A 19,252-nucleotide genomic window follows, 5' to 3' on the forward strand; every position below is an offset into this window, starting at 1 on the left:
ACTGACGTGACTGGCTGGCAGTTCTGGGTCGACCGGGGCGGCACCTTCACCGACATCGTCGCGCGACGCCCCGACGGCCGGCTGCTCACCCACAAACTCCTCTCGGAGAACCCGGCGCGCTATTCCGACGCCGCCGTCGCGGGAGTGCGCCTGCTGATGAAGGGCTCCGACGAGCCCGTCGACACCGTCCGCATGGGCACCACCGTCGCCACCAACGCCCTCCTCGAACGCGAGGGCGAACGCACCCTCCTCGTCGTCACCCGGGGCTTCCGCGACGCCCTGCGCATCGCCTACCAGAACCGCCCCCGCATCTTCGCCCGCCGCATCGAACTCCCCGAGCCGCTCTACGAACGGGTCGTCGAGGTCGACGAGCGCGTCGCCGCCGACGGAACCGTCCTGCGCGCCCCGGACCTGGAAGCCCTCGCCGGACCACTGCGCCGTGCCTACGACGACGGAATCCGCGCCGTCGCCGTACTGTGCATGCACAGCCATCTCCACCCGGCCCACGAACAGGCCGTGGGACAACTGGCCGCCCGGACCGGATTCCCCCAGATCTCGCTGTCCAGCGAGGTCAGCCCCCTGATGAAGCTCGTCCCGCGCGGAGACACCGCCGTGGTCGACGCCTACCTCTCGCCCGTGCTGCGCCGCTACGTCCGGCACGTCGCCGACGAACTGCGCGACGTCCGGCTGATGTTCATGCAGTCCAACGGCGGCCTGGCCGAAGCCGGACAGTTCCGCGGCAAGGACGCCGTCCTGTCCGGCCCGGCCGGCGGCATCGTCGGCATGGCCCGGATGTCGCAGCTGGCCGGATTCGACCGGGTCATCGGCTTCGACATGGGCGGCACCTCCACCGACGTGTCGCACTTCGCGGGCGAGTACGAACGCGTCTTCACCACACAGATCGCCGGGGTCCGGCTGCGCGCGCCCATGCTGGACATCCACACCGTCGCGGCGGGAGGCGGCTCCGTCCTGCACTTCGACGGATCCCGCTACCGGGTGGGACCCGATTCCGCGGGAGCGGACCCCGGGCCGGCCTGCTACCGAGGCGGTGGCCCGCTCACCGTCACCGACGCCAACGTCATGCTCGGCCGCATCCAACCGGCTTACTTCCCCCAGGTGTTCGGCCCGGGCGGCGACCAGCCGCTCGACGCCGAGCTGGTCCGCACCCGATTCACCGCCCTCGCCGACCGGATCAGGGAGCGGACCGGCGACGACCGCAGTCCCGAGCAGGTCGCAGACGGTTACCTCCACATCGCCGTCGCCAACATCGCCAACGCCGTCAAGCGGATCTCCGTGCAGAAGGGCCACGACGTCACCCGCTACGCCCTCACCACTTTCGGCGGCGCGGGCGGCCAGCACGCGTGCAGGGTCGCCGACTCGCTCGGCATCCGCACCGTCCTCGTCCCGCCCATGGCGGGCGTCCTGTCCGCACTCGGAATCGGACTCGCCGACACCACGGCCATGCGCGAGCAGTCCGTCGAGGCCCCCCTGACGGCCGCCTCGATGCCGGACGTCCTCAAGACCGCGGACGACCTCGAAGCGGCCGCCCGCACCGAACTCCTCGCCGAGGACGTCCCCGAGGACCGCGTCGACGTCGTACGCCGGGCCCAGCTCCGCTACGACGGCACCGACACCGCCCTCACCGTCGGGCTGGCCGAGCCCGACACCATGCGCCGCACCTTCGAAGAACGTCATCGCGCCACGTACTCCTTCGTCCTCGACCGCCCGATCGTCGTCGAAGCCCTCTCCGTCGAAGCCACCTGCATCACCGAAGCCCCCGATCTCTCCACCCCGGCCACTCGCCGGGACCACCCCCAACCCCCCGGTACCGTCCGCCTGCACACGGGCGGCACCTGGCGCGAGGTACCCCTCCACCGCCGTGAGGACCTCCCTCCCGGCGAAGCCGTCACCGGACCAGCGATCATCGCCGAGGCCGGCTCGACGACCGTCGTCGACGACGGCTGGCGGGCCGCGACGACCGACGACGGGCATCTGGTCATGGAACGCCCGACGATTACGGAGAGTTCCGATCTCGACACGAAAGTCGACCCGGTTCTCCTGGAGGTCTTCAACAACCTCTTCATGTCGATCGCCGAACAGATGGGCGCCCGTCTGGAGGCCACGGCCCAGTCCGTCAACATCAAGGAGCGTCTGGACTTCTCCTGCGCCCTCTTCGATCCCGACGGAAACCTGGTGGCCAACGCCCCGCACATCCCCGTCCACCTGGGATCGATGGGCACCAGCGTCAAGGAGGTCGTCCGGCGGCGGGGCGCGTCGATGCGACCCGGTGACACCTACGCCGTCAACGACCCCTACCACGGCGGCACGCACCTGCCCGACGTCACCGTGATCACCCCGGTCTTCGACACACAGGGTGACCGGATCCTGTTCCACGTCGCCTCCCGCGGCCACCACGCCGAGATCGGCGGCATCGCCCCGGGCTCCATGCCGGCCGACAGCCGCACCATCGAGGAGGAGGGCGTCCTCTTCGACAACTGGCTTCTCGCGGAGGGCGGTCGCCTCCGGGAGGAGGAGACCCTCCGCCTGCTCACCGAGGCGCCCTTCCCCTCCCGCAACCCCCGGACCAACCTCGCCGACCTGCGGGCCCAGATCGCGGCCAACCAGAAAGGCGTGGACGAAGTCGGGCGCATGATCGAGGACTTCGGCCTCGACGCGGTCCAGGCCTACATGCGGCACGTTCAGGACAACGCCGAGGAAGCGGTCCGCCGCGTCATCGACACCCTCGACGACGGCACCTGCGCCTACGAGACCGACTCCGGTGCCGTCATCCGCGTCGAGGTGCGCGTGGACCGGGCCGGCCGCTCGGCCACCGTCGACTTCACCGGCACCTCGCCCCAGCTGGCGACCAACTTCAACGCGCCCTTCGCCGTGGTCAACGCGGCGGTCCTGTACGTCTTCCGCACTCTCGTCGACGACGACATCCCCCTCAACGACGGCTGTCTGCGCCCCCTGAGGATCGTCGTACCGCCCGGCTCCATGCTCGCGCCCGAACCGCCCGCCGCGGTCGTCGCGGGCAACGTGGAGACCTCCCAGGCGATCACCGGAGCGCTCTACGCGGCGCTCGGCGTACAGGCCGAGGGGTCCGGCACCATGAACAACGTCACCTTCGGCAACGCACGCCACCAGTACTACGAGACCGTCGCCTCGGGCTCCGGCGCCGGCGACGGCTTTCCCGGCGCGCCCGCGGTGCAGACCCATATGACCAACTCGCGGCTCACCGACCCCGAGGTACTGGAGTGGCGGCTGCCCGTACGGCTCGACGAGTTCTCCGTCCGGCGCGGCAGCGGCGGCGACGGCCGGTGGCCCGGAGGCGACGGAGTGGTCCGCCGGATCCGCTTCCTGGAGGACATGACCGTGTCGACGCTCTCCCAGCACCGCAGGGTCCGTCCCTACGGGCTGGCCGGCGGCGCGCCCGGGGCCCTCGGCGTCAACCGGGTGGAACGGGCCGACGGAACGGTCACCGCATTGGGCGGCAGCGACGCCGCGGACGTCGGACCCGGCGACGTACTCGTCGTCGAAACCCCCGGTGGCGGAGGCTACGGCCCACCCGCCGCCCGACCCCATCAAGCAGGAGAAGTGAACGATGATCTTCGGGCGTTCTGAGCGCGGCAAGCCCCCGGTCGAGCCCGTCACGCTCAAGATCCTGGTGGCCGGCGGCTTCGGCGTGGGCAAGACCACGCTGGTCGGCGCGGTCAGCGAGATCCGGCCGCTGCGCACCGAGGAGTACCTCACCGAGGCAGGGCGCCCGGTGGACGACACGCGCGGGGTGGAGGGCAAGCACACCACCACGGTGGCGATGGACTTCGGCCGCATCACCCTGCGCGAGGACCTCGTGTTGTACCTCTTCGGCACGCCCGGTCAGGAGCGGTTCTGGTTCATGTGGGACGAGCTGTCCGAGGGCGCCCTCGGAGCAGTCGTCCTGGCCGACACCCGGCGGCTGGAGGACTGCTTCGCCGCCGTCGACTACTTCGAACGGCGCTCCATACCCTTCCTCGTCGGTGTCAACTGCTTCGAGGGCGCCGACCGCTACCCGTCCGACATGGTCCGACAGGCCCTCGACCTCGGCGAGGACGTACCGCTGGTCCTGTGCGACGCCCGCGACAGGGAGTCGGTCAAGGAGGTCCTCATCGGCGTCGTCCAGCACGCCATGGCCCTCTCGGCGGGCCGCAGACACGCCGTCACCACCTGAACCACGCCCGCTTCGCACGGCCCGTACCCCCGCCGACAGGGGTACGGGCCGCGGCTCGTGGAGCCCCGTACGCGCGCGTGGCTACTCCGCGTCGTCCTCCAGCCAGCCGAAGCTCTTCTCCACCGCCTTGCGCCAGTTGCGGTACTCCCGGTCCCGCACCGCCGGCTCCATCGACGGCGTCCACTCGACGTCCTTGCGCCAGTGCGACTTCAGCTCGTCGAGGTCGTTCCACACACCGGTCGCCAGGCCGGCCGCGTAGGCGGCGCCCAGGCACGTCGTCTCCGACACGCGGGGCCGGATCACCGGCACGCCGAGGACGTCCGCCTGGTGCTGCATCAGCAGCTGGTTCCCGGTCATGCCGCCGTCCACCTTCAGGGTGGTGATCTGCACCCCGGAGTCCTGGTACATGGCGTCCACGACCTCGCGTGTCTGCCAGCTCGTCGCCTCCAGCACGGCACGCGCGAGATGCGCCTTGGTCACGTAGCGGGTCAGGCCGGTGACCACCCCGCGCGCGTCGGACCGCCAGTACGGTGCGAAGAGGCCGGAGAAGGCGGGCACGACGTAGGCGCCGCCGTTGTCGTCCACGCTCGCCGCGAGGGACTCGATCTCGTCCGCGGAGCGGATGATGCCGAGCTGGTCGCGGAACCACTGGACCAGTGCGCCCGTTATGGCTATGGACCCTTCCAGACAGTACACCGGCGCCTCCCCGCCGATCTTGTAGCCCATCGTGGTGAGCAGACCGTTCTTCGACGGTACCGGCCGGTCGCCGGTGTTGAGCAGCAGGAAGCTGCCGGTGCCGTAGGTGTTCTTGGCCGTGCCCACGTCGTAGCAGGCCTGACCGAACACCGCCGCCTGCTGGTCGCCCAGCGCGGAGGCGACGGGCACTCCGGCGAGCTGTCCCACGGCCGTGCCGTACACCTCGGCGGACGACCGGATCTCGGGCAGGACCGACTCGGGGACGTTCATCGCGGCGAGGATCGAGGAGTCCCACTGGAGGGTCTCCAGGTTCATCAGCATGGTGCGCCCGGCGTTCGTGACGTCGGTGACGTGCCGCCCGCCCTCCGTGCCGCCCGTGAGGTTCCAGATCAGCCACGAGTCGATGGTGCCGAAGGCGATCTCGCCGTGTTCGGCGCGGGCCCGCAGCCCCGGCACGTTGTCCAGCAGCCAGGCTGCCTTCGGCCCGGAGAAGTAGCTGGCCAGCGGCAGGCCCGTCCGGTCACGGAAGCGGTCCTGGCCGTCCGTTCCGCCGAGCTGGTTGCACAGCGCCGAGGTGCGGGTGTCCTGCCACACGACGGCGTTGTGCACCGGCTTGCCCGTCGAGCGGTCCCACAGAACGGTCGTCTCGCGCTGGTTGGTGATACCGAGCGCGCTGAGCTGGTCCGCACGCAGGCCGGCCTTGGCCAGCGCCCCGGCGACGACCGCCTGCACCTTGGACCAGATCTCGGTGGCGTCGTGCTCCACCCAGCCCGGCTTGGGGAAGATCTGGCGGTGCTCCCGCTGGTCGACGGCGACGATCGCGCCGTTCCTGTCGAAGATGATGCAGCGGCTGGAGGTGGTGCCCTGGTCGATCGCGGCGACGAACTTGTCCGTCATGACGTCCCCTTCGTGGGTTCCTTCAGAAGGCTGCGTTGAAGATGAGCCCGGACAGCGCTCCGCCGATCAGCGGTCCCACCACCGGGATCCACGCGTAACCCCAGTCCGAGGCGCCCTTGTGGGGGATCGGCAGGACGGCGTGCGTCAGTCGTGGGCCCAGGTCACGGGCCGGGTTGATGGCGTATCCGGTCGGGCCGCCGAGCGAGAGACCGATGCCGACGACCAGGAACGAGACGATCAGGATGGCCGTTCCGGACTGGCCGAGCCCCTCCGTCAGCCCGAACGCCAGGATCGGCAGGACCAGACCGACGGTCGCGATGATCTCGGTGACGAGGTTCGCCACCGGGTTGCGGATGGCGGGGGAGGTCGCGAAGATCCCCAGGGTCGGCTGGGCCCTGTCCTCCTCCGCGTTGGCCTGGAACTGCGCGAAGTAGACCAGCCAGGCGAGCACCGCGCCGAGGACCGCGCCCACCATCTGGCCCGCCACGTAGACGGGGACCTTGTCCCACTCGCCGGTGTCGACGGCGATGCCCAGCGTCACCGCCGGGTTCAGGTGCCCGCCCGACAGGGGCGCGGCCGTGTAGGCCCCGGCCAGGACGCCGAAGCCCCAGCCGAAGGCGATCACGACCCATCCCGCGTCCTTCGCCTTCGAGTGGTTCAGCACGACGGCGGCGACGACTCCGGCGCCGAACAGGATCAGGATCGCCGTTCCTATGACCTCACCGAGGAAGATGTCTCCCTTGCTCATGGCGGCTCCTAGGCGCGGGCCCGGCGTGATCGACCCCGGACCTTCGTGCAGGGTGCGGTTCCCATGGCCACTTCAGCCGAAGGCAGGGAGGGTCCCGCGCCCCGCCCGGCGTCCGTGACGAGCGTGCCGTGGTCGTCGCATCGCCTGTGGGCCCTGGCCGGATCCGGCGGGGACCGCGTGGCGCGGTGCCTGGTACGCCGCGATATGTACGGCGATGTCGACTGCCACCGGAAGTGTTCACCTGCGCCCCAAGAGCGTCAAGGTCGTTGACGGCACGGGTTCCGGGCAGGGCGGGGCGACCGGCGGGAGCGGGGGAGAACGGCTCAGGCCCGGCCCGGCTCCGCCACGGCCCACCGCGTCGGTGCGGCGGTGGCTCCGGCGCCGCGCCGGACCTCGTGCCCGGGGAGTCCCGGGCGGCCCAGTACCCAACTCGCCCCGCGCAGGGACTTCGCGGCCTGCTTCAGCGGGGCCAGACAGGCCGCGGCCTCCCGGTGGTCGGTCACGCTGCCCGGTACGCAGAGGACCGTGGCCAGGGAGAGGGTCACGGGCAGCCCCGCCGCCGACCAGGACGCGTCCAGCACACTGGCGGCCATCGGATCGAGCCCGTCCGGATCCGCCAGGACCAGGAAGTCGTCGCCGCCGATGTGCCCCACGCGCGTACTGTCCGATGCCGCGTGCTGGAGGGTCCGGCCCACGGCGCGGATCAACTCGTCGCCCGCCGCGAACCCGGCGCCGTCGTTGACCCGCTTGAAGTGGTCGACATCCAGCCAGCTCAAGGCGAACGGCCGGCCGTCGGCGATCCGCCGGTCCACCTCACCGGTGATCGCGTCCGAACCGGGCAGCCGCGTCAGCGGGTTGAGCCCGGCCGCCTCCTCCACCCGGGACTCGGCGAGCGCCCGTACGAGGTCCGCGAGGCGCACGACGCCCACGCACCGCCCGCACCGGTCGACCACCGCCACGTCGTCGGACGTACGGCCCCGGTCGCCCACCGCCACGACGTCCAGCACCTCCCACGCCGTGGCGTCGACACCGACCGTGCGCGGCGGGTCGCCCAGCTTGAACGCGGGCCGGTCGGCGTACAGGGCGTGGCCGTACCGGCCCGACATGGACAGCAGGAACCGCGAGCGGTGCACGGAACGCACGGGCACTCCGCGGTTGTCGATGAGCAGCACCCCCGACACCTCGGGCGAACCGGTGAGGATCATGCGGACCTGGCCGGCCGAGGCGGTGGCCGGAAGCAGGGCCGCGGGCCGCACGAACTCCCGCACCGGGGGCCCCGAACGCGGGGACGGTCCCGCTCCGGGGCGGCGGGGCGGAACGTATACGTCGGCCGCGGGCCGTCGGGCGGGCGGGGCGAACAGATCGCCCTGTGCCAGCTGCGCGCCCGCCGAGACCGCCGCCGCGTACTGCAGTTCCGTCTCGACGCCCTCCACGCACAACAGGGCGCCCAGCTCGTCGCACAGGGTCCGCATCGCGCGTACCGCCGGCGACCGCACCAGCAGCGACGCGTCGAGCTTCACCAGGTCGGGCTCCATGTCGATGAGCAGTCGCAGCGGTACGTCGCCGTCCCCCACGCCGTCCGCACTGATCCGGAAGCCCTGTTCCCGCAGCGAGCCCACCGCGCTCAGCAAGGCCTGATGAGGGACGTGCGTGTACGGGGGGACGATATCGAGGGTGATCTCCCAGGGCATCCGCCCCGACTCCCGCACGGCGCCCTCCAGCCGGGGCAGCCCGCCCAGGTCGGCCAGGGTGCCTGCGAAGACGTTGACGTGCAACGGCAGCAGACTCTCCTTGCGTACGGCCGCACGGATCGCCGACACGGCCAGTCCGCCGTCGAGTTCAGGATCGCGCCGGGCCTCCGCCAGGATGTCCCCGGTCTCCGGGCGGGCAAGCGTCTCCAGCCCCGCCACCGCACCGGTCGTGAGGTTGACCACCGGTTGGAAGGCGAAGCGGAGCGTGTCCGACCAGGTGTGCACGGCAGCATCATCGCGCTCCCGGAAACGCCCCGAGTCCAGTTCATGAGACGTTCACGCAGGATTCCGGGCCGGTCACGGAGAGTTGACGAGGCGCCGGCGACCCCTCGCTCCGCGAACGGGTCAGCGGACCGCGATCACCGCCGAGCCGTGCCCGAACAGCCCTTGGTTCGCCGATATGCCGACGCGTGCGCCACTGACCTGTCGCCCTCCCGCCGCGCCTCTCAACTGCCATGCCAGCTCGCACACCTGGGCCACCGCCTGAGCGGGAACGGCCTCCCCGAAGGAGGCGAGCCCGCCACTGGCGTTGACCGGTATGCGCCCCCCGTGGCTCGTGTCGCCCTCCCGCAGCAGCTTCGCGGCCTCGCCCTCGGCGCACAGCCCGAGATCCTCGTACCACTGCAACTCCAGGGCGGTGGACAGGTCGTACACCTCCGCCAGGGAGAGATCCTCGGGCCCGATACCGGCCTCCTCGTACGCGGCACGGGCTATGGAGGCCCGGAAGGTCTCCCCAGCCGGTTCCACGGCGACCGCCGAGTCGGTGGCGATGTCCGGCAGGTCGAGCACGGTGTTGGGGTATCGAGGGGTGACGGTGGACACCGCGCGAATCCGTACGGGTTCCGGTATGCCCCGACGGCGGGCGAAGTCCATGCTCGACAGCACCGCCGCGGCTCCGCCGTCCGAGGTCGCGCAGATGTCCAGGAGCCGCAGCGGATCGGCGACCACGGCCGACGCGGCCACCTCCTCCGGGGTGACCCGTTTGCGGTAGCGTGCGTAGGGGTTCAGCGCCCCCATGGCGGAGTTCTTCACCTTGACCCGCGCGAAATCCTCGGTGGTGTCCCCGTACAGCGCCATCCGCCGGCGGGCGTACAGGCCGAAGTAGGTCGGATTGGTGGCTCCGAGGATCCGGAACCGCAGCCAGTCCGGATCGTCGGGTCGGTCGCCGCCGGCCGGCCGGAAGAAGCCCTTGGGGGCGGCGTCGGCCCCCACCACGAGGACCGTGTCCGCGAGCCCGGCCAGTATCTGGGCCCGCGCCGCGCCGATGGCCTGGGCACCCGAGGCGCATGCCGCGTACACGCTGGTGACCCGGGCCCCCTGCCAGCCGAGGGCCTTGGCGAACGTGGCCCCGGCCACGTACCCCGGATACCCGCCGCGCACGGTGTCCGCGCCCACGATCGCTCCGACGTCACGCCAGTCCAGTGCCGCGTCGGCCAGCGCGGCCCGCGCGGCGGCCGCACCGTATTCCACGAAGCCGCGCCCCCACTTGCCCCAGGGATGCAGCCCCACGCCCAGTACCGCCACGTCCTGCGCCGTCACGCCGTCACCTCCGTCGGCCGCCACCACCAGGTCGTCCATACCGCCTCCGCGTCCTCATGGAGCACGCCCGGTACGACCTCCACCTCCATGCCCACCGCCAGATCACCCACGGTGATCCCGGGAGCCGCCTGCCCCAGCACCACCAGGCGCTCGGCCTCCAGTTCCACAGCGATCAACGTGCACGGCTCCCACGGAAGTTCCGCGTTGCTCACATAGGGTGACGGTGGCCGGTAGCGGCTGTCCGTGAAGGACCAGATGCGGCCCCGCCGGGAGAGCGGGACCTCCTCCAGTTCGCCACCCGGGCACCCCGGGTTGCGGCAGTACGTGTCCTCACGCGGGAAGAACACCGAAGAGCAGGTGGAACAGCGCGTTCCCAGCAGCCGGAAGCCGTCCCCGTCGCCGGCGAACCAGCCGACCACCACAGGAGTACGTGTACGCGACAAAACCCCTCCCGGCCAACAGATCTGACGGAACGTCAGAAGTGTGCCACGGGGGCCGCGCAAAGGCACCGGTCCCGCCTCCGCCGAGGAACACCGCACACTCGGACCGCCCCCGGAAGACGACGTTCCTATGATCGGATACAGTCCGCCGCGTGTCCGAAACCCAACATCCCAGCCTCAACTCCGCGCCCGGCTCCTACTGTTCGAGCTGCGGAGCGCCCTACGGAGAGGGCGTCTCCGGCTGGCCCCGCACCTGCCCGGCCTGCGCCACCGTGGCCTACCGCAACCCACTGCCGGTCGCGGTCGCACTCCAACCCGTGTACGACACGAAGGGCACCGCCCTGGTCGTCATCACCCGAACCATCGCCCCCGCGCGCGGGGGCATCGCACTGCCCGGCGGATTCGTCGACGACCGCGAGGACTGGCGCCAGGCCGTCGTCCGCGAACTCAAGGAAGAGACGGGCATCGACGCCGCCGCCCGAGACGTACGGCTGAGCGACGCGATGAGCTCGCCCAACGGTCATCTGCTGCTGTTCGGGCTGCTGCCGGAACGGCCCGCCGACACCCTTCCGCCGTCCGAGGCGACGGACGAGACGGAGGGCTGGCACCTGCTGCGCGGCGCCGAGGAACTGGCCTTCCCCCTGCACACCGCGGCCGTCCGAGCTTTCTTCGAGGGCCGCTACATCTGACCTCAGGTCCCCGACAGCCCTCGGATCCGCACCGGGTGGGGCGGCTCGCTCACGCCGCCCTCACCCTCCCGTTCCACGACCACCCGGCCGCCCTCCCAGCGGGCGACGTAGCGCTCGATCTCCGGCTCGTCCCACCCGTCGCCCGCGTCCGACACGACCAGCCCGCCCCCGGTCCGGCCCCGGGCGGGCGCCCACACCTCCAGCTCCAGCCCGCCGTCCTCCCCGCGCACCGGGACGACGGCGCCCGCGCGCGCGAGCACCGGAATCCGCGAGAGCGGAGCCTCCACCAGCACCTGACCCGGCCCCTCGTAGGCCTGCTCGGTGACCGTGTCGTACCAGAGACCCCGAGGCAACTGCACCGCACGCCCGTCCGTCCCCGGACCGAGCACCGGAGCGACCAGCAGGCAGTCGCCCAGCAGAAAGGCGTCCTCGCAGTCCCGCAGCCCCCGGTCCTCGGGAGCACCCCACCAGAGCGGCCGCACATAGGGCGCCCCCGTACGCCGGGCCAGATGCGCCAGCGTCATGAAGTACGGCAGCAACCGCCGGCGCTCCACCAGCGCCACGCGCGCGTGGTCCAGCACCTGCGGACCGAACTCCCATGGCTCCCTGCGCCCCGCCCGCAGGCTCGCGTGCGTACGGAACAACGGCAGGTACGAACCCAGTTGGAACCAGCGCAGATACAACTCGGGGGAGGGGCTCCCGTCGAAACCTCCCACGTCAGGACCGGAGTAGGGCACGCCGCACAGCCCCAGACCCAGCACCAGGGAGAGCGACGCGCGCAGTCCGGGCCACCCCGTCGCCACATCCCCCGACCAGGTACCGCCGTAGCGCTGGAGTCCGGCCCACCCGGAGCGCGAGAAGACGAAGGGCCGCTCCCGGGGCGACAGTTCGCGCAGGCCCTCGTACGCGGCCCTGGCCATGCACAGCGCGTAGACGTTGTGCGCCTCCTGATGGTCACCGCCGCGCCCGTCCAGGTCGTGCCGGGCCGACCGCGGCAAGGTCGGCTCGCCGAACGCCGCGAACGACGTCGGCTCGTTCATGTCGTGCCAGAACCCCGCGAAACCCTGCGCCAGCCGCTCCTCGTACAGCGCACCCCACCACGCCCGCACGCGTGCGTGCGTGAAGTCCGGGAACACCGCCCCCCCCGGCCAGACGACCCCTTCCACGACACGCCCGGAGGCGTCCCGCACGAACGCGTCCAGTTCCACCCCGCCGTCGTGGACCGCGTTGCCGACGGCTGCCTTGACCGCCGGATCCACGACCGACACCAGCCGGACTCCGTCCCGGCGCAACTCCTCCGCGAGCTGCGGCAGCTTGGGAAAGCGGTCCTGATCCACGGTGAACACCTGATGACCGTCGTAGTGGTCGATGTCCAGATGGACCGCGTCCAGCGGAAGATCGCGCTCCGAGTAGCCCGAGACGATCCTCCGCACCTCCTGCTCACTGCCGAACCCCCACCGCGCGTGATGGTGCCCCAACGCCCACGCCGGCGGCAGAGCGGGAGCCCCCGTCAGCGAGGCCCAGGTGAGCAGCACGCGCGCGGGAGTACCCACCATCACCCAGCAGCGCAGCGGCCCGCCCTCCATCCGCAGTTCGCACGTCCCCGCTCGGTCGTGGCCGGAACCGGCCCCCTCCTCGCCCTCCCGCAGCGTCACCGTGCCGTCCCAGGAGGTGTCGTGGAACACCAGATGCGTGGCCGCGTCGGCCACGACCATCTGCACCGGCATCGTGATGTACAGCGGATCGTCGTCCGGGCCGAAGGAACCACCGGGATCGGTGTTCCACAGGCGGTAGGTCCCGTTCCGCAGGCGCGGCCCGGAAGCCCGCCCCCCGAGACCGAAGAAGCGCGCGTCCGCGGCGACTTCCGACCGCTGCATCCAGCGCGCCGGACCACCCTCCACCGGCTCCCACCACCGCGGCGGGACATCACGCCGCAGGGTGACACCACCGGGCGTGAGGACCTCCACGGAGCCGTGCCGCGAGACCACCACCGTCACCCGTTCGGCCACCACCCGCCAGCCGCCGTCCTTGTCCGGCTCCAGGACGGCCCGCGGATCCGGTTCAGGACAGCGGCCGGCCAGCGCGTACGACGGCTCCGCCGCCGCCCCGTCCCAGCCCCAGAAGACCGCCCCGTTCACGGTCACCATGACCCGCAGCACCGTGCGGTCGAAACGCAGCAGCCCGCCACCCGGCCCGGGCTCCGCGCCACGCACCGGACCCGGCACCCGAGCGCGCTCGGCACCCCTGGGCGGGAGGCCCGAGGCGTCGGCCTGCTTCCGGCGCCATGCCGCCCGCACGGTACGCAAGCTCTGGGCGGCTCCCGCGGAGCCGACCGCCTTCATCGAACGCACCAGGTCACGACCGTCCATGCTGCTCAGCCTGCCACTCCCCGAGCCCTGAGCGGGCGCCGTTCAACTGCCGTTCACCCGTGCCGGGACCACATCTTCACGACACGGACTATGTGTGGCGCGCCCTGGTGCGGGAGGTGATCACATGGCATCGTCCGTGTCAGCCGTGTCACGCGCACACCCCAGCCCGTGCGCGGACGACGCACACGACGCGCACAGCCCGGGAGCCGCCCCATGTCGACCCTGACCTCCGATCCGCTCTGGCAGCCGGATCCGGAACGCATCGCCGACGCACAGGTCACGAAGTTCCAGGCCTGGGCGGCGGAACGCCACGGAGCACCCGCGCAGGGCGGGTACCCGGCGCTGCACCGCTGGTCGGTCGACGAACTGGACACCTTCTGGCAAGCCCTCACGGAGTGGTTCGACGTACGGTTCTCCGCCCCGTACACCCAGGTCCTGGGCAGCCGCGCCATGCCCGGCGCGCAGTGGTTCCCCGGAGCGACCCTCAACTACGCCGAGCACGCCCTCCGTGCCGCGGAGACCCGCGCCGACGAACCCGCCCTGCTCCACGTCGACGAGACCCACGAACCCGCCCCGGTCACCTGGTCCGAGCTGCGCCGCCAGGTCGGCTCTCTCGCGGCCGCCTTGCGCGACCTCGGGGTGCGCCCGGGGGACCGCGTCAGCGGCTACCTCCCGAACATCCCGCAGGCCGTCGTCGCCCTCCTGGCCACGGCCGCCGTGGGCGGCGTGTGGACCTCCTGCGCCCCCGACTTCGGCGCCCGAAGCGTCCTCGACCGCTTCCAGCAGGTCGAACCGGTCGTCCTGTTCACCGTCGACGGCTACCGCTACGGCGGCAAGGAACACGACCGGCGCGACACCGTCGCGGAACTCCGCCGGGAACTGCCCACCCTGCGGGCCGTCGTCCACATCCCGCTCCTCGGCACCCAAGCACCCGACGGAGCCCTGGAGTGGTCGGCCCTCACCGGGTCCGACACCGAACCCGTCTTCGAGCAGGTGCCCTTCGAACACCCTCTGTGGGTGCTGTACTCCTCCGGCACCACCGGTCTGCCCAAGGCCATCGTCCAGTCCCAGGGCGGCATCCTCGTCGAGCACCTCAAGCAACTCGGGCTGCACTGCGACCTCGGCCCCGAGGACACCTTCTTCTGGTACACCTCGACCGGCTGGATGATGTGGAACTTCCTCGTCTCCGGCCTCCTGACCGGCACCACGATCGTCCTCTACGACGGAAGCCCCGGCTTCCCGGACACCGGCGCCCAGTGGCGCATCGCCGAACACACCGGCGCCACCCTCTACGGCACCTCCGCCGCCTACGTCATGGCCTGCCGCAAGGCCGACGTGCACCCGGGACGGGACTTCGACCTCTCCAAGGTGGAGTGCGTCGCGACCACCGGTTCACCCCTGCCCCCCGACGGATTCCGCTGGCTGCACGACGAGGTCCGCGACAACCTCTGGATCGCCTCCGTCAGCGGCGGCACCGACGTCTGCTCCTGCTTCGCCGGAGCCGTACCCACTCTGCCCGTCCACATCGGGGAACTCCAGGCCGCGGGCCTCGGCACCGACCTCCAGTCCTGGGACCCCAGCGGCAAGCCCCTCGTCGACGAGGTCGGCGAACTCGTGGTCGCCAACCCCATGCCGTCCATGCCGATCCGGTTCTGGAACGACCCCGACGGCAGCCGCTACCACGACAGCTACTTCGACACCTACCCCGGCGTATGGCGCCACGGGGACTGGATCACCGTCACCGAACGCGGCTCGGTCGTCATCCACGGCCGGTCCGACTCCACCCTCAACCGCCAGGGCGTCCGGATGGGCTCGGCCGACATCTACGAGGCGGTCGAGCGGCTGCCCGAGATCAAGGAATCCCTCGTCGTGGGCATCGAACAGCCCGACGGCGGCTACTGGATGCCCCTCTTCGTCCACCTCGCCCCCGGAGCGTCGCTCGACGACTCCCTGCTGAGCCGCATCAAACAGACCATCCGCGAGGAACTCTCCCCCCGCCACGTGCCCGACGAGGTCATCGAGGTCCCCGGCGTCCCCCACACCCTGACCGGAAAGCGCATCGAGGTACCCGTCAAGCGCCTCCTCCAGGGCACCCCCCTCGACAAGGCCGTCAACCCGGGCTCCATCGACGACCTCGACCTCCTCCATTTCTACGAGGACCTCGCCCGCAAGCGTTCCTGACACCCCGGTCGACCTCACCTCGGACCATCGCCCGACAAGGCGAAGTCCGAGGCCAGGGCCATTGTCAGTGGCGGCGGTTACTGTGAGTGAGCATTGATCGACCGTGCTCACAGGGGGAAACATGGCACGCACCGACCACCAGACCATGCGACGCGTCCTGCGCCGCGAAATCGCCGGCACCATCGGCCTGCTCACCGACGAGCACGACTTCCGCGCCATGCGGCGCTACCGGAGCTTCGCCTTCGACGACCACCGGACCTACCTCCGTCAGGTCGAGGCCCTCCTCAAGACCCGGGCCGCACAGGGCAGCCACACGACAGTCGCCCTCTTCGACCCACACGAGTACGCGGCCTACTGCGAGGACACGGGCCTGGACCCCGACATCCCCGCCAGCCGAACCCGCTTCACCGCCGAACTCGCGGCCACCGGCCCCAGTCTGCCCTTCGACGGACGACCGCTGGCCGAACTCGTCCCCGAACTCATCGACGAAGCCGTCCGCCAAGCCACGTGGGAGTACGCCACCACGCTCCTCACCCGCCTGGGACCCTGCAGCACCTGCGGAGAGGACATCGGCCGTGCCGCCTTCGCACGGGCCTCCGCCCTGCTCGCCCGCATCCTCGACACGGCCCGACCCGGTCATCGGCACCTCGTCTGCAGCATCTCCAGTACACCGGAAGCCCTGGTCGCCGTCCTGCACGCCGACGGGACCACAGAGGGCACCACGGAACTCGACGAGGCGGAAGCACTAGAGTTCACCACCGTGCTGGCGCTCGGTATCGCCACGCAGTGCGCCGGCGGACTCGTCATGCGCACCACCACCCCCGGCGCCACCGACACTCTCTACGGCTGGCGCCTGCGCGGGGACGGTCTCGAAGCCCTGACGGCCGGCGAAGTCTTCGACGCCTACTGCACCGACATCGAATCAGGCGACCTGATCTCCCCGGAGTCCAACGTGGACTACTCCGTCCCGCCGGACCTCGGCGAGGTCGGAACCGACCCCGCACACGACCACTGAACACCGAGGGGCGCCCCACCCGAGGTGGAGCGCCCCTCACTCCCGGGTCACCGGGGCCCGGGACCGGCCACTACTCGCCGGACAGCACAGCCTGCGCCGCGGCGCGCGCTTCTTCCGCACTGTCCGCGGCACGTGCCGCCGCGGCGGCACGTTCGCACTGCGCCAACGTGAACTTGGCGAGCGTCGCCCGCACATAGGGAATGGACGCGGCACCCATGGAGAGAGAGGTGACACCCAGACCGGTCAGCACGCACGCGAGCAGCGGGTCGGACGCGGCCTCACCGCAGACACCACAGCTCTTGCCCTCGGCCTTGGCCGCCTCGGCGGACAGGGCGACCAGGTCCAGCAGCGCCGGCTGCCACGGATCCTGAAGGCGGGACACCGCACCCACCTGACGGTCCGCGGCGAAGGTGTACTGCGCGAGGTCGTTCGTCCCCAGCGACAGGAACTCGACCTCCTGAAGGACCGAGCGCGCCCGCAGGGCCGCGGACGGGATCTCGACCATCGCGCCGAACTTCGCCCGCAGACCGGCGGTCCGGCAGGCGTCGGCGAACGCCTTGGCGTCCGCACGGTCGGCCACCATCGGGGCCATGACCTCAAGATAGACCGGCAGGCCCTCGGCAGCCTTGGCGAGCGCCGTCAGCTGGGTCCGCAGGACGTCGGGGTGATCGAGCAGCGTACGCAGCCCCCGCACACCCAGCGCGGGGTTCGGCTCGTCGGACGGGGTCAGGAACTCGAGCGGCTTGTCAGCCCCGGCGTCCAGCACCCGTACGACGACCCGGCCCTCCGGGAAGGCCTCCAGTACCTGCCGGTACGCCTCGACCTGCTTCTCCTCGGACGGGGCGTTCTTGCTGTCGTCCAGGAAGAGGAACTCGGTACGGAACAGACCGACACCCTCGGCGCCCGCCTCCACCGCGGCGGGCACGTCCGCCGGTCCACCCACGTTGGCCAGCAGCGGCACCTTGTGCCCGTCGGCCGTGGCACCCGGACCGGTCGAGGCGGCCAGCGCCGCCTTGCGCTCCGCCGCAGCGGCGCGCATCTGCTCCTTCCGGTCCTCGCCCGGCTCGACGAAGATCTCGCCGGTGCTGCCGTCCACGGCGATCATCGTGCCCTCGGCCAGCTCACCGGCCCCGGGGAGTGCCACCACGGCCGGGACACCGAGCGCGCGGGCCAGGATCGCGCTGTGACTGGTCGGCCCGCCCTCCTCGGTGACGAAACCGAGCACCAGCGTCGGGTCCAGCAGCGCGGTGTCGGCCGGCGCAAGATCACGCGCCACCAGCACGTACGGCTCGTCGCTGTCCGGCACGCCCGGCATGGGAACGCCCAGCAGCCGGGCGACGATACGGTTCCGCACATCGTCGAGGTCCGCCACGCGCCCGGCGAGGTACTCACCGGCGCCGGCCAGCAGCTCGCGGTACGCGGCGAAGGCGTCGTACACCGCGCGCTCCGCCGTGCTGCCTACGGCGACACGGCGGTCCACGTCCGCCATCAGCTCGGGATCCTGGGCCATCAGGGCCTGGGCCTCGAGAACCGCCTGGGCTTCGCCCCCCGCCAGATTGCCGCGCGCCATCAGGTCGGCTGCCACAGCATCCACGGCCTTGCGGGCGCGCCCCTGCTCACGCTCCGCCTCCTCCGCCGGGATCTGCTTGGACGGCGGTTCGAGCACCGCCGTCCCCATGTGCCGAACCTCGCCGATCGCCACACCGTGGCTCACGCCGACGCCTCGCAGCGTTGTCTCCATCTCACCCGTCTCCGTTAGTGCGGCGGGTCCCACCGCCGCTGTGGTTGTCACTGCATGCCGTCGTGGACGGCGTCGATGTCACTGCCAGGTGAAGAGAGAGTCGCCGGACTTCACGTCGCCCTCGTCGCGGAGATCGGCAAGAGCCTCGGCGGTGGCCTCCAGGGCGACGATCGGGCAGATCGCGGACTTCCCCGCGGCCTCCACAGCGGCCGGGTTCCAGCGCACGATGCCCTGACCCCGCGTCACGGTGTCGCCCTTGTTCACGAGGAGCTCGAAGCCCTCGCCGTTGAGCTGGACGGTGTCGATGCCGAGGTGGGTCAGAACGCCGTGCCCCTCCCCGTCCACCACCACGAAGGCATGCGGGTGGAGGGAGACGATGACTCCGTCCACGGGGGAGACGGCCTCGCAGGGCTCACGAACGGGGTCGATCGCCGTACCGGGGCCGACCATGGCTCCGGAGAAGACCGGATCGGGCACTGCTGCCAGTCCGATGGCCCGTCCTGCGAGCGGGGACGTCACGGTGGTCATGGGGAGCCTCCCAGGGGTGGAGATTCATATGGGCCGTCACTGCCTGTACCGGACGGCGCACTGTTCAGCAGGGTATGTCACATGAAGTACCAGTTCGAGCGAGCGAGCCGTTGGTGGTCTAGACCATAACCCCAAACGATTTGCGTGCGCTCCACGGCCCCGTGTACTGTCGTACTCCTGCTTACGGCATGGGTGATGCGAACGAAGCGTCCCCGCCTTGGCAGCACCAAACAAGTCAGATCCTATCCAGGGTCACTTTCTGCGTGCTCGCAGAACAGTGGTCAGGGAGTCGGAAAAACACTGATAGAGTTTGGAACACCGAAGGGAAGCCCGGAGGAAAGCCCGAGAGGGTAAGTACAAAGGAAGCGACCGTTCCTTGAGAACTCAACAGCGTGCCAAAAGTCAACGCCAGATATGTTGATACCCCGTCTCCGGCATCAGCCGGGAC

14 protein-coding genes are annotated in these 19,252 nt (G+C 71.0%); 5 read left to right on the forward strand and 9 right to left on the reverse strand.

Going from position 1 to position 19,252, the window contains the following annotated elements:
* Positions 1-6: 6 nt before the first annotated feature.
* Together AB0E07_RS25250 and AB0E07_RS25255 are read left to right on the forward strand one after the other, a co-directional pair.
* Positions 7-3,624, forward strand: a complete 3,618-nt coding sequence (locus tag AB0E07_RS25250; RefSeq protein WP_362256376.1) for a hydantoinase B/oxoprolinase family protein — start codon at positions 7-9, stop codon at positions 3,622-3,624.
* A complete protein-coding gene (locus tag AB0E07_RS25255) occupies positions 3,605-4,210 on the forward strand; it encodes an ATP/GTP-binding protein (RefSeq protein ID WP_362256379.1) in 606 nt (201 codons plus the stop codon). Before AB0E07_RS25250 ends, AB0E07_RS25255 begins: the two co-directional genes overlap by 20 nt.
* Before the next feature lie 81 nt (positions 4,211-4,291).
* Here the strand turns inward: AB0E07_RS25255 and glpK are convergent, their stop codons facing one another.
* The 5 genes from glpK to AB0E07_RS25280 all read right to left on the reverse strand — a co-directional run bounded on the left by glpK (position 4,292) and on the right by AB0E07_RS25280 (position 10,263).
* Positions 4,292-5,803: a glycerol kinase GlpK gene (gene glpK, locus AB0E07_RS25260; protein WP_362256382.1), complete on the reverse strand. Its 1,512-nt coding sequence runs from the start codon at positions 5,801-5,803 to the stop codon at positions 4,292-4,294.
* A gap of 22 nt (positions 5,804-5,825) precedes the next feature.
* Entirely contained in the window at positions 5,826-6,551 is a 726-nt protein-coding gene (locus AB0E07_RS25265) for an MIP/aquaporin family protein (protein ID WP_362256385.1), read from the reverse strand.
* A gap of 323 nt (positions 6,552-6,874) precedes the next feature.
* Positions 6,875-8,527, reverse strand: coding sequence for a GGDEF domain-containing protein (locus tag AB0E07_RS25270; RefSeq protein ID WP_362256388.1), 1,653 nt, complete (start codon positions 8,525-8,527; stop codon positions 6,875-6,877).
* Positions 8,528-8,647: 120 nt separating this feature from the next.
* A complete protein-coding gene (locus AB0E07_RS25275) occupies positions 8,648-9,880 on the reverse strand; it encodes a lipid-transfer protein (protein ID WP_362256390.1) in 1,233 nt (410 codons plus the stop codon).
* Positions 9,838-10,263, reverse strand: a complete 426-nt coding sequence (locus AB0E07_RS25280; protein WP_362256426.1) for a zinc ribbon domain-containing protein — start codon at positions 10,261-10,263, stop codon at positions 9,838-9,840. The genes AB0E07_RS25275 and AB0E07_RS25280 overlap by 43 nt, the downstream gene beginning before the upstream one ends.
* Before the next feature lie 170 nt (positions 10,264-10,433).
* Between AB0E07_RS25280 and AB0E07_RS25285 the strand changes: the two genes are divergently transcribed.
* Positions 10,434-10,970, forward strand: a complete 537-nt coding sequence (locus AB0E07_RS25285) for an NUDIX domain-containing protein (RefSeq protein WP_362256393.1) — start codon at positions 10,434-10,436, stop codon at positions 10,968-10,970.
* 2 nt (positions 10,971-10,972) lie between these two features.
* Here AB0E07_RS25285 and AB0E07_RS25290 read toward each other — a convergent pair whose 3' ends face one another.
* On the reverse strand, positions 10,973-13,339 hold the full coding sequence (locus AB0E07_RS25290; protein WP_362256396.1) for a TIM-barrel domain-containing protein: 2,367 nt from the start codon (positions 13,337-13,339) through the stop codon (positions 10,973-10,975).
* Between the two features lie 213 nt (positions 13,340-13,552).
* Here AB0E07_RS25290 and AB0E07_RS25295 point away from each other — a divergent pair, with 213 nt between their 5' ends.
* Together AB0E07_RS25295 and AB0E07_RS25300 are read left to right on the forward strand one after the other, a co-directional pair.
* Positions 13,553-15,520 (forward strand): acetoacetate--CoA ligase, encoded by a 1,968-nt coding sequence (locus tag AB0E07_RS25295; protein ID WP_362256400.1) that lies wholly within the window; start codon positions 13,553-13,555, stop codon positions 15,518-15,520.
* Between the two features lie 121 nt (positions 15,521-15,641).
* Complete coding sequence (locus AB0E07_RS25300; RefSeq protein WP_362256402.1) at positions 15,642-16,535, forward strand: hypothetical protein; 894 nt, start codon at positions 15,642-15,644, stop codon at positions 16,533-16,535.
* A 70-nt stretch (positions 16,536-16,605) separates the two neighbouring features.
* On the opposite strand, the gene ptsP is transcribed toward AB0E07_RS25300, so the two are convergent.
* The 3 genes from ptsP to AB0E07_RS25315 form a co-directional block, all read right to left on the reverse strand.
* The gene (gene ptsP / locus AB0E07_RS25305; RefSeq protein ID WP_362256405.1) at positions 16,606-18,276 is read right to left on the reverse strand and encodes a phosphoenolpyruvate--protein phosphotransferase; all 1,671 of its coding nucleotides are present in this window, start codon (positions 18,274-18,276) and stop codon (positions 16,606-16,608) included.
* Positions 18,277-18,354: 78 nt separating this feature from the next.
* Positions 18,355-18,804 (reverse strand): PTS glucose transporter subunit IIA, encoded by a 450-nt coding sequence (locus AB0E07_RS25310; protein WP_362256408.1) that lies wholly within the window; start codon positions 18,802-18,804, stop codon positions 18,355-18,357.
* A 235-nt stretch (positions 18,805-19,039) separates the two neighbouring features.
* On the reverse strand, positions 19,040-19,252 hold a 213-nt coding region (locus AB0E07_RS25315; RefSeq protein WP_362256411.1), incomplete at its 5' end, for a hypothetical protein.

Source organism: Streptomyces sp. NPDC048002, from assembly GCF_040653275.1.
Taxonomy (GTDB): Bacteria; Actinomycetota; Actinomycetes; order Streptomycetales; family Streptomycetaceae; genus Streptomyces.